The organism is Pseudacidovorax sp. RU35E (assembly GCF_900156165.1).
Taxonomy (GTDB): Bacteria; Pseudomonadota; Gammaproteobacteria; order Burkholderiales; family Burkholderiaceae_C; genus Xenophilus.
This window is the reverse complement of the sequence record NZ_FTMY01000012.1, coordinates 77216-92927: the sequence shown is the minus strand read 5'-3', so window position 1 is coordinate 92927 and position 15712 is coordinate 77216. Positions and strand designations below refer to the sequence as shown.

Annotated in this window: 5 protein-coding genes; 3 read left to right on the top strand and 2 right to left on the bottom strand. The window is 59.8% G+C overall.

What is annotated here, in order from left to right; genetic code table 11:
* Positions 1 to 198 precede the first annotated feature (198 nt).
* Genes BXA03_RS26650 through BXA03_RS20370 form a run of 3 tightly spaced genes read left to right on the top strand, consistent with a single transcriptional unit; the run spans position 199 to position 11246 of the window.
* Positions 199 to 3237: a hypothetical protein gene (locus BXA03_RS26650; protein WP_143476384.1), complete on the top strand. Its 3039-nt coding sequence runs from the start codon at positions 199 to 201 to the stop codon at positions 3235 to 3237.
* 13 nt (positions 3238 to 3250) lie between these two features.
* Positions 3251 to 9556, top strand: a complete 6306-nt coding sequence (locus BXA03_RS20375) for a DEAD/DEAH box helicase (RefSeq protein WP_159444735.1) — start codon at positions 3251 to 3253, stop codon at positions 9554 to 9556.
* Between the two features lies 1 nt (position 9557).
* Positions 9558 to 11246, top strand: a complete 1689-nt coding sequence (locus BXA03_RS20370) for a nuclease-related domain-containing DEAD/DEAH box helicase (protein WP_076511030.1) — start codon at positions 9558 to 9560, stop codon at positions 11244 to 11246.
* A 25-nt stretch (positions 11247 to 11271) separates the two neighbouring features.
* Here the strand turns inward: BXA03_RS20370 and BXA03_RS20365 are convergent, their stop codons facing one another.
* Positions 11272 to 14385 carry an N-6 DNA methylase gene (locus BXA03_RS20365; RefSeq protein ID WP_076511029.1) on the bottom strand — a complete coding sequence of 1038 codons (3114 nt, stop codon included), beginning with the start codon at positions 14383 to 14385 and terminating at the stop codon, positions 11272 to 11274.
* 40 nt (positions 14386 to 14425) lie between these two features.
* Positions 14426 to 15520, bottom strand: a complete 1095-nt coding sequence (locus BXA03_RS20360; protein ID WP_076511028.1) for a DNA cytosine methyltransferase — start codon at positions 15518 to 15520, stop codon at positions 14426 to 14428.
* Between the last annotated feature and the right edge of the window lie 192 nt (positions 15521 to 15712).

Sequence of the window (15712 nt, the reverse complement as noted above, 5' to 3'; positions counted from 1 at the left end):
TGGTAACTCCAGTCTCCCAGACCCTTCCGGGTGAACAACCTATTGAGACACGACACCTAGACCATCAATCAGCTGTAGGGGAGGGGAGTACATGTCACCGAGCTGCGCGCCGATACACGGGGTACGACTTGAAAGCCTGAGAAGCTTGGAGGCGCGAACTTGCAGGCGGGCTAGGGCGCCGCTACATTGATTCGCGGGATGTCTCTGTTCGTTGCATGGAACGATCTGCTGCTCACGGAATTTTTCTCCGCAGCGGCAGAACGCGAAGAGGTCTGGATTCGCGCAACTCGCGCCGAACTTGACTCATTTGGCCTGCACCTTGGCGGCGCCCAGGGGCTAGCAGACGCCGTTGGATCTGGCGCTCCGTGGTTGCCAAGTCTTCCCAACTGTGCTGTGGCAGCCCGTATTCTGGTCGATCAGCGCAAGGATGTACTACGGACTCCGGCGTATGTTGATCCAGGAACTGCAAACCCGAGGTACGCAGGGATGCGAGCTCCAGCCTACCTCCCCATCCTTGCACTATGGGTGCTGGCCGCATCGGATGAGCAGGTGGAGGGCGGCTTCTACGCCTCGGTGCAGGGATGGCTTGGACAAACTTTCAGGAATGAGCCCAAGGTCACCGAGGGTATGTCTCGGGCGTGGGAGGACCTCGAAACCTGGTCGTCCAAGGAGTGCGGCGGACGCTACGGCATCTTCCACTGCCGAGTGCTCGGAGAGCACAGGTTTGTAGGTATCCCTCGCTCGCAGGCTTTGATAAGCCGCCAGGATGAACGGAACCTATCGAGGCTGTTCTGGGAGGCCAGGTTCCGGCCTGGCCAGGATCTGACCGACATGGCGCTCGCGTCCTTAATGCAGCGCGGCCGCGAATCCGTCTTCCTGACCAAGGCGCTTCGATCTGCCATGGCGAGGCCCGAGTACCAGTTACCGTTGGCTGCGCTCTTGCGGAAGCTTATGGGCATGTGGAGTGGAGGCCGCCCAAAATCCGGCATACCCAGCTCAGGCCGAGCCAGCGGTGAGGAACTGGCTAACGAACCCGGTGAAGCGAAGGCCGCAGTCACGCTTGTCCTTCTGCCGTCAGAGGAGGTGCCCAACGGATGGGATGTGTGTTGGAGTTTTCCGGCCATAGTTGATGCCCCCGGCTGCAGCTTTGAGATTGCAGGGCAGCGTATGGCTGCTCGCTTGCACCGCGCGAGTGCCATCTTCCTCACCGACGCTTCGCCGCACCACGTCCGCCAATCGCTCGCTGCCCTTTCTGATTCGGCCTTTGGGCAACTTGAGGCCATGGTTCACTTTGACGACGACGGCTCAGGCATGTACGAGGACCAGAGCCGCAAGGAACCCATCCGCCAAACGTCTCGTCGGATACTGGCTTGGAATTCCATTGATCCGCGCTTCGGACAACAGCTGACTGAGCGGGAGCTGCCACTCTACGGAGTTTTCTACCTTGTTTGTGCTCCGGCTGATTGGGATAGGACCAATCCATGGCTAAGGCGGGAACAGGTTTCTTTTGAAGCAATGGACGTGCGCGGCTTGCCGAGCGGCTGGCAGATGGCTTGTATCCATAGAGCAGAAAGGCTCACTGCCGAGCAACGGAAGTACTTGGCGGATGAAACTGAGGCCATTGACGTGCCGCAGGCTAGGTTGCGGTTTGTGGGGGGGAGCCGGCTGCTGCGTGGCGGCGCACGCTTGTTCGCTTCGTATGACCTGCCTGCTGTCGAACTTGACGCCCCTCCTGGGGCGCAGCTGCATGCTCCAGGACTTCAGCTATCGGAAGTGCCGCAGCACTCTGCGGAAGAAGGGCCGTCGGGCTTTCGGCGCTTTCTGCTAGGTTTGTCCGACCTGACCCGCAGCAGCTTTGAAATCAAGCTTGTAGCAGGCTCGGCCGAGCTTGCGAACCTTCGCCTTCGGGTTGCGGATCTGGACGGGGAGGGCCGTGGGGAGGCCAAGGATTTTTCTCTCGATTCCTTGGGGTTTCCAAGACCTGGTGTTGATGGGCTGAGAGGGATCTTCATTGGCGGCCAAGACCTCCCTGCAGGGATATGGCATCGCGACCAAGTGAGTAATGTCGCTGCCGTAACCGGGTGGATGGACGGGAGCTTCTCAGAATTAGGCGCAGCCCAGTTCTTGGACACCTTGGCCGCGAGAGGATCGATTTCTTACGGAGCAGCAAGGGACCAGATCTCTAGGCTCTGCTGTGGTACCAATCCGATTTCATTACTGATGGACCTCCGAGCGCGAGGATGCCTAGAAATCGAGACCAATGGCAAAGGACACTTCGTCCGTGTCCACGGTGTAGCGCCCTCGCTCTACGGACTACCTTCCACGCAAGATGGGTTGCCGTTATTTGGCGTATCGGGAACCTTGCGCTTAGCCCAATGGGGCTTGCTCCAAGCCAATCCCAACTTCATGTTGGCTGCCGCAGAACCATTTGCTGGCCACCTGCCGGCGGTGCGCGTGGCTGCGGTTGACGAGGACTCGGTCAAGGCGGAGTGCTCACCAATGGGGTTTCTCTTTGCTCAGGCGCCGGCGCGGGATGTAGCGTTCTGGGCCGGCTCACTGCAGCAGTCCAGGGTGGCTGCGGAGTTGCGAGGGGCAGAAGCAATCTCTGCCGAGCTAGGACACCTGCATCGCTTGAAGGCGGATACGGCCCGGTTCGTACCTGTTGCCGATCAGCGAATGACTATTGACCGGGAGTGCGGCGCTCAGCTTTTCCGCTTCGATGATCCGCAGGCGACTGCCTTGCAACTGTACGTGCTGGGGGTGCGTCGCGCAGACGGCACGCCGAGGTATTCGCATGTTCCTGACTCACGTTGGGGAGTTTGGACATCCCAAATGGCCTTTGCCCAGATGCTCAAGGAACAGCATGGCCGGAACGATGCCTTTCCTTGGCCGCTTCACTACGACCCAGAAGCGCGCAATCTGTGGGTCCCAGCGCGGCTGCGGCCACCGGCTGTTCTAGAGCGCGCACTTGCGCTTTGCGCTGGCACTGGGCCCTTGGTCCATTTCCTTATTTCAGGCGCTCATACCGAGGACCTGTCGCCGGTTTTCGACAGCCACTCTGGACGTGTTGTTGGTGCTATTAGCCATGTGTACCGGGAGTTCGTTCCTGGGCATTGGCTCTGCTATAGCTGGGTTCCCGCGGAGATCGCGAGGCGGGTTGCTGCATTGCTGGGGTGCGCATTGGTTCCATTCGAGTGCACCGAGGCTGCGTTTAGCCCAGAAACTTTAAATGCTTAGGAGGACGGTAAAAGTGCGAGAAACGATAGGCGAAGATCCGCTCGGTTCATGGGAGCAGCTCAAAGGCCATCTCAAGCGGTATATCCAGTCAGCATTTGGCACCGACTCACCGTCTTTTGAAGAGGAGCGCGAAGCGCTTCTCAATACTCCCGGGGTGCTATTCCAAGAGCCGTATCTTGAGTTGCTGCCCTCCTACGTAAGTTCCAAAGCGCTTGGCGCGCTTGACCATTCCGACCTTCCTGGTATGGGTGAAGCCGCAAGGCAGGGCTTTATTGCTTTGGCTGGCGCTGGACTCATGCCTGCCGGCGCTAACTTGTACATGCACCAGCAGCGGATGCTCCAGGCCGCGATGCAGCGCAAACATTGTGTGGTCGTCACCGGGACGGGCTCTGGCAAGACAGAGTCGTTCTTGCTCCCGGTACTTGCAACCATCGCGAGGGAAGCACTCCGCGGGGCAGGTGGCTGGGCCAAGGCTGCACCGAAGATGGCCTCAGCTTCCGAGTGGCAGATCGCTCCACCGTGGGATTTCGGGCGGGCAGCCGCGCGGGGCGAGACCAGGAGGCCAGCGGTTAGGGCTTTGCTCTTGTACCCAATGAACGCTTTGGTGGAGGACCAGATGTCGCGCTTGCGCCGCGCGTTGGACTCCGATGAGGCGCATGCTGCGTTCGACCGGCACTGGGGGGCGAACCGCGTCCGGTTTGGCCGCTACAACGGCACTACCCCGGTACCAGGCCACCCATGGAGGCTTGACGAGCAGGGGCAGCGCGAACCAAACAAGCCCAAGCACGATGAGCTCAAGGCTGCATTGAAACAAGCGATCAAGCAGTACCAGGAACTCTTGGCCGCATTGCAGGCTGCCCAAGAGCGTTGCCGGTCAACTGCTGCGTCCGATGCGGACATCAAAGAAGCACAGCAGCAACTTGCCGACCTTCGGGAGCAGCTGTCGTTTGTGCCGCGGATGTCGCCCAGCGCTGCCGAGATGTTCCATCGCTGGGAGATGCAGGCTGCTCCTCCAGACCTCCTAATCACCAATGTGAGCATGCTATCCATCATGCTCATGCGCCAGGCTAGTACTGTTGTTCCGGGGGACCGCGCCGACGCCGATGTCTTTGAGGCAACGCGTGAGTGGCTTGCAGAGGACCGGGACAACCATGTCTTCCAGCTTGTCCTCGACGAACTCCACCTGTATCGTGGTGCGTCTGGCACCGAGGTCGGGTACTTGCTCCGATTGCTGCTAGCGCGCCTTGGCTTGGAACCGGATAGCCGACAGCTTCAAATCCTCGCTTCTAGTGCATCTCTTGATGGCGAGGCAGACAACACTTATAAATTCCTCGGCGAGTTTTTCGGGATGGGCGTTGAGGTCGCCAGAACTAGGTTCCATGTAGAAGGCGGTGTCAGCGTGAATGGGGATCCACAAGGCCCCATTGAGATTCCTCAGTCTTTTGCTGCGGATTGCCTGGCCGCGGCGAGGCAATCTAACGGTGCCAGGTCTATTGACTCGTTGGCGCGTGATTTCGCCTCAAACATCGGCGGTGCCATTCCCGCCAAGCGCCTGGCAGACTCGTTTTGGAGATTCGAAGGTGAGCGTGGCCGCCATCGCGCCAAGTCGCTTTCTCCCCATCTGCGCAGCCTGTTCCCCAGCATGGCGGAAAGCGACGCTAGCGATGCAGCCCGCAGCCTTTTCGTTGTGGCTGGAAGAGCCTCGCAGCTTGCGTCGGAAAATCTAATCCAGCCTGCCCATCCTTTGCCGCGGATACGGTTCCATTGGATGGTCAAGAACATCGATGGACTGTGGGCAACTGCGCAGCATGTTGGCTTAGATCGGCGCCGCAGGGTTGGGCGATTGCTTGCCGAGCCCCGGATGGAAGTCGATGGAGTCCGTGCGCTCGAAGTCCTGTACTGCGAATGCTGCGGAACCCAGCTGCTTGCCGGCTATAAAACTTCCGCGTCCATCGCTGGGAGCGTCGAACGGTATGAGCTTGCTCCTATGCCGCCAGCAATCGAAGGACTGCCAGAGTCGACGCCCCAGACCAGGACTGACGCCCAGCGCTATGACAGCCTAGGTGTTCTCCACTTGCTGCCGAGCGATTGGGAAGGCGCATCCGATCCGTCAGAGCTTCGGTGGACGCAGGGGTCAGAGGAGCGCGATGAGGCCACCCGCCGGCCCGTGCACACAGCTCCGGCGAGCTGGCTGCGTTCTTCCATCGATCCGTCGACGGGCATTGTTGAGGTGGGGAATGAGCCTGCGGGGAATAGCATTCCCTGCCTTTGGTTTCACCTAGAAGCTTCCGTTGATGTGCTTCCAGCAATGCCGCAGCGCTGCCCGTCGTGCAAGATCGACTACTCAGTGCGTAAAGGTGGAAGGCCTGCGCCGGTCCGGTCATTCGCAACTGGCTTGACCCAGACCTCCCTGCTGCTGACCAAGCACCTAATGGGAGTAATGCCCCGGGGGGCCGGCCGCAAGCTTGTTGCGTTTTCGGACAGCCGGCAATCTGCAGCGAGACTGGCTAACGGCGTCGAGGCGGAGCAATGGGAGCATTTGCTGCGGGTTGCTGTACTTCGCGAAATCCGGGTGAGGGCCGCGGGCGGCGTTGAGCCAATCAAGAAGCAGCTTCTTGAGGCCGTAAGCGCCGGGGATATCGCCCAAGGCCAGGCAATCCTGCGGGAGAGAAAAGAATCGTCTCCGGCCGCCGAGTACCAGGCACTGGCAGAGTTTTGGCGAGACGCGAAATCCGTAAAGGATGATGCGGAGTTTGCTAGCGACGATGCCAAGTTAAACGTTAGCCGGACCGATCGGTGGCAACCTGGGTTTGTCCGTTTCGATGAGTTCTTGTCGCAGCCGGATCCGGCCAAGCAGGTGCTTCCGCCGCTATGGGAGTTTTTCACGCGCATTGGGGTGAATCCTGCTGGTCCCGGGATCGACTCAAAGCGTGTCGGTGAGAGGGAGGATTGGACTTCGTTCTTCGATTTCGAGTCTCCAAACGGGCCCAAACTTTCGTCGGCTGAGTTTCCGCAAGCCAAAGCCGCCAGGCTTGAGCACTTCGGGGACGCCCTGCGCAAGCAGTCTTGGCGAGCCATCTCCGGCCGCCTCCTTTACGACCTTGAGGCGCAGGGACTTGGATATCTTTGCCTGCCACCGTCAGCGGAGCTGCTCCATGCTTCGAACATAGACAAGCACGCATTCCGCGGCGTGTGCGAGAGCGTTATCCGCATCCTTACCGAGCAGCGGCGCACGAATCCCGCACAACGCGACTGGCCTCCGGAGGCGTGGACCCGGGCGCAGCCGCGGGGAAACCGGCGGGAGGGAGCTGACAAGGCACGAATCGGAAGCTATTTGAGTGCCTGTGCCAGCCGGCTAGGCGTCGGTTGGGAAAGCCTCCGGGATAGCGTACGTGAGACTTTGGCCCGGGCCGGGCACGGAACCGCAGATGCCTGGGGAATTGTCGAGCTGTCTTTCCTTTGGGTAAAAGTCGCGTCGCGCGATTCCCGGCCATGGGTCTGCGACCGCTGCGGCCAGGTCCACTGGCAGCCGTCGGGAGGTGTCTGTTCCCGCTGCACAGGGCACTTGCCTCCGATTCCAAATGGCCAGCGCTCGGCCGCGGAGATCGAGGCAGGCCACTACTACGCCTATCTGGCAGCCGATGCTGAATCAGGGTTCAGGATCCACGCAGAGGAGCTGACAGGGCAAACAAGTGACCAGGCCCAGCGCCAGAGGCATTTCCGGGATGTCTTCTTTCCAGACGAAAGCATTGAGGACGTGGTGCGGCGCGATGTGGTGCGCCTGGTTGACACGATTGACCTGCTTTCGGTGACAACGACGATGGAGGTTGGCGTGGACATCGGTGCGCTCCAATCTGTGTTCCAGGCCAACATGCCTCCTGAACGGTTCAATTACCAGCAGCGTGCAGGCCGAGCTGGCCGTAAGGGCCAAGCTTTTTCTGTAGTCTTGACGTACTGCCGCGGCCAGACGCATGACCGCATCCACTTCGACCACCCAGAAGAGATGACAGGAGGTATACCTCCGCAGCCTTCGGTGTCTGCAACTGAGGACCAGCGCCTCCTCGCTGAACGCTTACTAGCCAAAGAGGCTCTCCGCCGGGCATTCCGGTCTGCCGGTTGCATGTGGCACGACTCTGGCAGGCCCGTGGATACGCACGGCGAAATGGGGCTGGTCAGTGACTACGCAGGCACGCGCAAAGCATCCGTCGAACAATGGTTCATAGACAACCGTGCTGAGATCAGCGGGATCGCTCAAGTGGTCACGCGAGGAACAGAAATCGACCCAGCGCAGCTTGCCGCCGATGCCCTTGATCTGCCAGTGCGCCTTGAGGGCGTCGCGGGAACCGCGCCTGATCCGAGCCAAGGCCTTGCTACTGCGCTTGCCGAGGCGGGGGTGCTGCCGATGTATGGCATGCCGACTTCGGTCCGTAACCTGTACTTCCATCTTCCGCCAGATCCTGCAAACCAATCGAGGGAACCCAAATCGCTTGACCGGACACTTGACCATGCCATCACTGACTTTGCGCCGGGTTCGGAGCGCGTCTGGGACAAACGGCTGCTTTCTCCGATAGGCCTCGTAGGATCGATTTCCCATGACCGTAGCTATCAGTGGGAAACCATTGACCGCCCTATCGGGAAGGCAACATGGCAGATCTTCTGCCAGAGCTGCCGGAATTTCACTGTTTACCGTGCTGATCCCGCTACTTTGCGGCCTACCCAGGTAATTGCTGGATGGGAGGAGTCGTGGATTAGGAATCCGCCCTCCCAACCTTGCCCTCGATGCGGCTCTGTTTCAGACGTGTCTTTGGCAGTCGTACCAAATGGCTTTTTAACCGACCTAGATATTGAGAAGCCAGTGAAGTCGACTGAGGCTTCGCGCAATGGGGGGCCAAGGTCCTTTGTTGCATCTCCTTCGCTGCGTGCGGTACCGCAACGCCCGTTTGGGCGGGCTTTCCTGGCCTTGGACCAACAGGGGCAGGTGTACCGCATTGCGCAGGGGCCGGGTGGTAAGCCATTCGGTTTCAACCAGTCTGCTTCGCTCCGGCAGCACAGGGGTGCGCAATGGTTGAATGGACAAATATGGAAAGCGTCACTTGACGAAGCGGAGATCGCCGCGAGCATTGCATCTCCCAAAACCACGGACATTTTGAGCATCAGGCTACTCGATGGCGGCGGTTTGGCATTCTTCGACGGCACCAAAGATCTGTGCTCGAGGCGCGCGGCTTGGTATTCCGCCGCCACCATCTTGCAGCGCGCGATCGCACTGGAGCTCGACGTCGATTCGCTTGATATAGAAATTGCCTCCGTCCACAAGTACTTGGAGGACAGTGCGGTAGCAGGCACTGAGCTGTACCTTGCCGACGACCATCCTAACGGCGCAGGGCTGGTTGGCTGGGCCAGCCGGAACTGGAGGGCCTTGTTGGATGGCTGCATTGATGGATCTGGCGAGCATGCAAGGCTTGGAACAATGGTCCGGGAGGAATGCAGGCGTGCAACGCAAAGCGGACAAGTATGGCGGTCGCCGGACCTCCTGCTGCGCGGCTTCCGCAACCGACAGCTCCATGGACTTATCGAATGGCGCCTGGGACTTGAACTCCTACGCGTCATACAGGATCCCGCATTCGTACCTGGCCGGGACCGGTTCTTCGAGGATTGGGGCGTTGGCCTGAGTAGCTGGGAGGCACTCGCGTCGGAGCTGGCGGATGCCTATTGCTCTGCCTACGAAAAGGGTACCTTGGCTCGGCAGACGGGGCCGGCTGGTTCACATGGCTGGCTAGCGCAAGCAGGTATTGCCGGCCAGGAAGCAACGGCCTTTTATCTGGTGAGCCATCCGTTGTGGTCGGCATCTATAACCGACGATGGGCCGATCAACGCGGCGCTTGTTGGTTGGGCCCGTAGCATGGGAGCTACCTCGATCCACCTAGTTGACTCGTTCAACTTGTCGCGCCGGATGGCATGGGTGCGCGGCCACCTGGATCTGTTCCCCAAGCTCGACATCGGTGCCAGCGGCGCAGGTGCCGGCGGTGGCGCGGCTCCCACGCCTGCGGAGCCCTGGATCCAGACGCTTATCGATTCTCAAGAAGGCAGCGTCACGGTTCTTGATGGGTGGAGTTGGACCAAAGTAGCTGGCGGCGATGCCTGGGCGGCCCAAGCTGGAATGTGGCTCGCGGACGTCAATGGCAGGCTGGCGAAGGTGATGGTTTCAAATGTTCCAGGTGCAGGCTTAAAGGTCAAACTGATTGGAGGCGCCTACCTAGACCGGCAATCTTTTCCCAGCTTGCCACTGATTGCGTTCCGCTCTGGAGAAGGGAGTCTCTGACATGCCGAAGATCCTCGGACAAAACAGCATGGACCGCTGGGAGCGGGAGGTGCGCCGTTTGCTGGCTGACCAGTTGCCGCACGACTGGATAGTGGTGTGCAATGTCGCATGGGCATTGCAGAACGACCAAGGATTGGTGAGGGACGGGCAGTGCGACTTCGTCGTACTAGTTCCTGGCCTTGGTATGGCAGTACTTGAGGTGAAAGGCTCGCGCTCGGTACGCGTTGGCGACAACGGGATTTGGTACCGTCAAGAAACTGACCGCCGCACCGGCCAGGTTAAGGCCGAAGTTGCGATTGATGAACCTCCGCCCGAGCAGGCGTGCAGGAACATGCACACACTCGCGAAGGCCGTTTGCGACCGGTTGCCCCGGCAGCGGTTTCCGGGCGCATTTGCTTTCCTCGTTGCGTATCCAAATGGTCATGTCGACGGGCCTTCCACACTGTATGACCCGAGCACAGTGGTGCCCTCGCAGGACATGCATCGCCTGGAACGTAGGATACGAGGCGCCCTTGAGGCGCGTGTGCACCAGGCACAGGGAAGCGAGTTCACTGCTGATATGGCAGGCAGGGTTGCTGCGGTCCTGTCGAATGCATCATTCCGCATTGCGCCGCGCGATGTACCGCTTGACGCTGAAGAGGATGCAGTTGACCTTGATGAACTGACGAGGCAGCAGTTCGCAGCACTGCGCGGAGCTTTTGAACTTCCTCGCGTTGCGATCGTTGGCCCGGCTGGGTCGGGCAAGACTTTGCTCGCGCTGTGGAAGCTGGATGCACTGCTCGAAGAAGGGAAGCGGGCATTGTATGTCTGTTTCAACAAGGCCCTTGCCGAGCACCTGAAGTTGGCGAACCCTGAGATGTCGGCGGCCATCACTTCGGTCGACCGGCTTTTCTACCAGCTGGCCAAAGTGCCCGATGGACGCAAGATCGGGCAAACCTTTTTTACTGAGGAGCTTCCGTCCCTCGTGCAAGACGTAGCGGCAGAACTGCCACTCCAATCAAAGTATGAAGCCATCATCGTGGATGAAGGCCAAGACTTTGGAGAACTTCGCCTGCTTGCATTGGTGGACTTGCTCACGCCTGCTGGGCAGTGGCTATTTTTCGCCGACTGGGAACAGAACGTCTACAAGTCGGCAAAGCAGGAGCCGATCGGTGCAGAAGTAACGTTCAGGCTGTACCACAATTGCCGCAATACCCAGCTTGTGAATGCGGCAACAAATGGCTGCTGCGAGCTTTCTGTCGTGCATATGCCAGGTGTCCCGGTTGGCGCGGCTCCGCTGCTCAAAAAGGGATGGGGCGCAACGGCTGCCGCAGCCGCCTGGGCGGCAGCCCATGAGCTTGCACCTGAGGGTGGGGCGATCTTCCTGTCGCCTTTCAAGCTGGAGAAATCGTGTTTGGAGGCATCCAGGAAGGCGTACGGGCTTGAGGTGACAGAAGACATTGCCTTGCTAGGAAAGCCAGGCTTCGTCTATTTCTCCACCATCCGCTCATTCAAAGGGCTCGAAGGCAAGAACGTTGTCCTGTTGCACGCCGATGTTCCTGGCCGGATTGCGGCCCTCAGTCCAGATGACCTGTACGTCGCGTGTACTAGGGCGACCGGCCGCCTTGCAATCATGGCGGCCAATGACGAGGCTCTGCGGTGGTATTTGCAGCGGACAAGCCGTGTTCTGAGAACGGAGCCTGTAGCTTGAAACGGTTGCCTGCGCACCTCTCCATTTAGATCGATAGCAGTTCCCGGACGCGCAGATCGAGCTGTTCAAGGTCTGCGGGCTGGATGTTTCCGGCCCTGTTCGTGAGATCCCGGGCCGTACTACCGATGGCCGCCATTTGCAGGTCGGTGTCGTCGAACTTCGGGATGTTCAGATACTCCGCAACGCTGGCGCCCAGGCTGAGCTGTGCAGCATATGCAGAAACTGCTTTTGCAATAGTCGGGGCGTTCAGGAAGCCAGTCAGGTAGGCCGCCTCCGGCTCAGATTCGACTGGAATGAAGTAGAGCTTGTGGTCCGGGACCACGGTCTTTTCGCCCGCGTGCTCGATCGTTGCACTCCCGATGTACGCTGCCGCAAAAGTGTTGCCCATCTCGCGCCAAAGCACTTTGAATGGGGCAAACGTGTACGGGCCTGTGCTCCACAGAGAGTAGAACTCCTGCCCCTTCTGGAACCTCTTCAAGCTGGATCGCTGTTCGAGATGAGGCTTGAAGCGATTCAGGAACTTAAAGGTATGCGGACTTGTGGCTGGAAGGTTAGGGTCGCCGTGCATGCCTCGTTGGGGGACCAGGATGCGGAGGTCCGCGTCCGGCACTGCATTGAACGGGGTAACGCCGCGCCCACGCAGGAGCGGGAAAAGGTGTTCGGACTCGACAGCCGCGGTGATCTGGGGGATGCCTTTTGTCTTTCCGATGTTGGCTGCGTTCTGGACGGTCACCAAGCTGGTCCCGACTGAGCCAGTGGCATGGACCCAGAAAATGCCGTTACGGTCGGTCGTGATGCCCTTCCGCGCTTTGTACTCAGGCTTTGCGCTCGCGGCGAAAACCTTGGAGAAAACGGCTTGGTCTTGCGCAGATCCGATTAGCCATGGACGGGTCCCATCGCCTCCAGGGACCGGCACCGCGGTTCCATCGATGCGCGCTGCTGATCGGCGGAATTGGTCCGCCGAAGCGTAGGTCCGCTGGTTGGCCTGGCCATCTGGGCTTGAGGTCCATGAGTGGTAGGGAACAGGAAACTTGGTTTCCGCGTCCCGCTGGAGCATCACGAACGTCGGGTGGTTGCTGACGCCGTCGAACGGCTTGATGTCTTGGTAGTCCTCGACCAGCAAGACGCGGCACTGCAGGCTGCCGTTATCGATCGAGAAGCGCCTGAAGCCGGCGCTCGACTCGGTAGTGAAGACGGACCCGGGGAGGAAGAAGCCCAGCCGTCCATCGCGCGCGAGGTAGTGCTTCACTGCCTGGTAGGTGATCACGGTCGAGATGTCCGACTCGATTCCTCCAACCCACTTGTCGGTGCTGAAAACGCCGAGCCCCTTGCAGTGCTTTTGGATCGACTGAGCGTAGTCCTTTGGCAGGTTGCTCCACTTGACCCATGGCGGGTTGCCGCAGATATGGGACGAGGGCGGGATCGCGCCAGCGGCAAAGCGGTCGGCAAGGATGGAGCACCAGATGCCGTTCCATCCTTGGTCATGGAGTTCGACGAGGTTGCCGACTGTCGTGTTGACGATGCCGATGTCGGACGGATCGAGCCCCATGGCTTGCAAGTCTGCAAGGATCGCGCTGCAAATCTTGGCCGCTGGGAAGTCCGCATCGATCAGCATCCGCACCTTGGCAAAGATACTGAAGAAGTCGGGATGCTCGATCATCTTCTCAGGAACTGAGAACTCCCTCGGGCCGACTTCCGTGTAAAGGATGTGGCTGTAGTTCGAGAAGAAGTCGACCGCCGCTGGATAGACCGCATCAGCTAAGTACACCGGCAGCCGGATAGGGCGCGCTGGGTCGAGGTGCGGCGACAGGAAAACCGCAAGTGACCCTTTCGCTGCAAGGACAGCGAGCGGATTTAGGTCGATGCCGTGGACGCCTGCGAGCAGCGATTGGGCTGTGGCACCGCTGTCCGCCTTACGCCGGCGGCGGATTGCTTCAAGCAAGAAGGTGCCCGATCCGCACGTCGGATCGGTCAGCGAATCGGATGGCTGCCATTCAAGCAAATCCATCCCATGTTCGGCCAGCCAGTCCGGGGTGTAGAACTCGCCAAGCGCATGCCGCACCTCCCGAGGAATAAACCGCTCGTAGATGCCCTTGAACAGGTCCCGCGTTGTGTCGGCATGCTTCTTCGACACAGCAAAGTCAACGCCGGCCAACCTGCCCAGCATGGCGCCAAGAGCGTTCTGGTAGCGGGGCCAATCGCTGTCGTCGAGATACCAGGAGAAGAAGTCGCCGCTCAGCATATTCAGGATGCCGGCGTGTTCGAACAGCTCTCCCGTTTCCACTGCGCGTAGCCGTTCGGCCACTGGCACGCCCGGCTCCAGCACGTTCTGGCTGGCCTTAGGAAGTGCGCAGGCAGCTACGACTTTCGCGATGATGGCAATGTATGTGTTGAGCGCAAACAGGTACGCAGCAGGGTTCTCTTGGTACGGCTGGTGGTGGGAGATTTCCTGCCGCGCAAGCAGTTTTTTCATATGCGCAGGCTGGAACCCTACGACCTGGCTGAAGAGCCTGCGCCACTCCGAAAACAGCATCTTGGTTTTCGTCGTGGAGGGCGATGCGTCGGCCTTGCAGATGCTAGCGTATAGCTCTGGAATCAGTGCTGTGCCGTACTCAGAATCAGGCCCCACCAATGCTTGCAGCAGCTGCGGGTGGACGAGCGGACGGCCATTGCTTTCCAATGCAGAGAGCAGGCGTTCAGCCGAGATCCGGTCGAACGCGACAACATCTTCCCAGGCAGCTGCCGCGCCTTCGAAATGCCCGAAAGTGATGTGCGCGCCGTCCCATGCAACCAGCACGTACTCCCCGAGCGCACGGCCTTCTTCGGCAGAGATCAGCTCCGCATATTCCTCAGCCTGCTGGCGAGCATGGACCGCCTTCGCGCCGGCACGGCCGCTAAACGACCTGGGTGGCTCGTATTCGATGACCACGGCGCCATGCGCTACGTCAGCGAACTTCGTAGGCTTGCCCTTCGCTTTGAGGGCGCGCTCAAGCTGAAACGGCGTCCAAGGAATGGATAGCTCGGCGCAAGCCTGCTCAAGGGCATTCTCCAGCTCGTGCCGCAGCTGCGCTTCGTTCTTGGAGATCTCCGCTGCGGAGACGACAGCGCTGACGAGAGACGTGGTAGTTGCGCTGCTCACAGCAATCCTTGGGGAGACTCACCGGGCAGGTGCATATTTTTTAAGCGGCCTTGCGGACGGCTGGCGCGTCAAGCGCGACGAGTCCCGCACCTGAGAACAGGTGGGTGAATATGGCCTGCGCCAGCTTCGGCGGCACGGCGTTTCCGATCTGGGTGAACTTCGATTCCGTATCGCCGACTGGCGTGAACTTAGCGTCGAAGGTCTGGATGCGAGCGCATTCGCGCCAGGAAAGCCTGCGCGCTTTTTCAAGCTTCTTGCGCTTCGGGTCTGCTTCTAAGTGCTCGTACTGATCGGAAAAGTCCCAGCGCTGCTTCCAGCCATCAGCAAGGTTCGACCAGGTCAGTGTCATCACCGGGCTAGCCGGATGCAGCGTGATGTGCCTCCAGTTGGCGACGACAGTGAATGCTGGGTCCGCCCATTTGGCCTTGCGGTTCCTGGACATGTAGTACCAGGAGAAGTTGCCTTCTACGTCGGGGCGCTCGTAGAACTCGCCCTCTGGCCACAGGGGCAGGCCTTTGATCGCGTCGCCATGGGACGCAAACGGCAACAGCGGACCCGAAGCTTTGGTCGTTTTGCCGTGGGTTTCATTCGGAAATTCGAACGTCTGGTTCAGGTCTTTCCTGATGCCGACAATGAATAGCCGCTTGCGCGACTGCGGCACACCATAACCCTTGGCGTTCAAGAGCTTGTAGGTGACGTGGTAGCCGGCCTTGTCATACGCCTCGAGCTGCTCCTTCAGGAACGTTCCGCTGCTCAGCTGCTTGAGGCCCGACACGTTCTCGGCGACGAAGTACTTGGGCTGGACGATGCCGACTACGCGCAGGAACTGCTTGTACAGGCTCGTCCGCTCATCCTTTTCGGGATCCCGGTTGCCGGCCATGGAAAAAGACTGGCAAGGATAGCCGCCCACAACAACGTCGGCGTCAGGGAAGGCCTGGATGCCTGATATGTCCGCATTGCGGATGTCTGCACCGGGAAAGTACTTTTCCAGCGTCTTGCATGCATCCGCCAGGATGTCGTTCGAGAAGATGACGTGGCCGCCAGCCGCTTCCACGCCGAAATCCATGCCGCCGCAACCTGAGAACAGGGATAGCACCCTGATCTCTTCACCGCTTTTTTCAAATGTGTTTTTCACGCTCTCTCGCTTCTCTGCTGCGCATCTTCGGCATCGGTGCCTTGCGGGAGAAGCGGCCATCTGGACTTCAAGTAGCCATCGATCGCGTCACGTACCACCCAGGCAAGAGACACTTTGTTCTCTGCCGCGATTTTTTCAAGAACCTGGTACTGCTCCTCCGGGAAGCTAATGGAAGCGCGGACTGTGCGCTCA

Coding starts and splice junctions, on each gene's coding strand:
- BXA03_RS20370 (WP_076511030.1), top strand. CDS start 9,558: ATGCCGAAGATCCTCGGACAAAACAGCATGGACCGCTGGGAGCGGGAG.
- BXA03_RS26650 (WP_143476384.1), top strand. CDS start 199: ATGTCTCTGTTCGTTGCATGGAACGATCTGCTGCTCACGGAATTTTTC.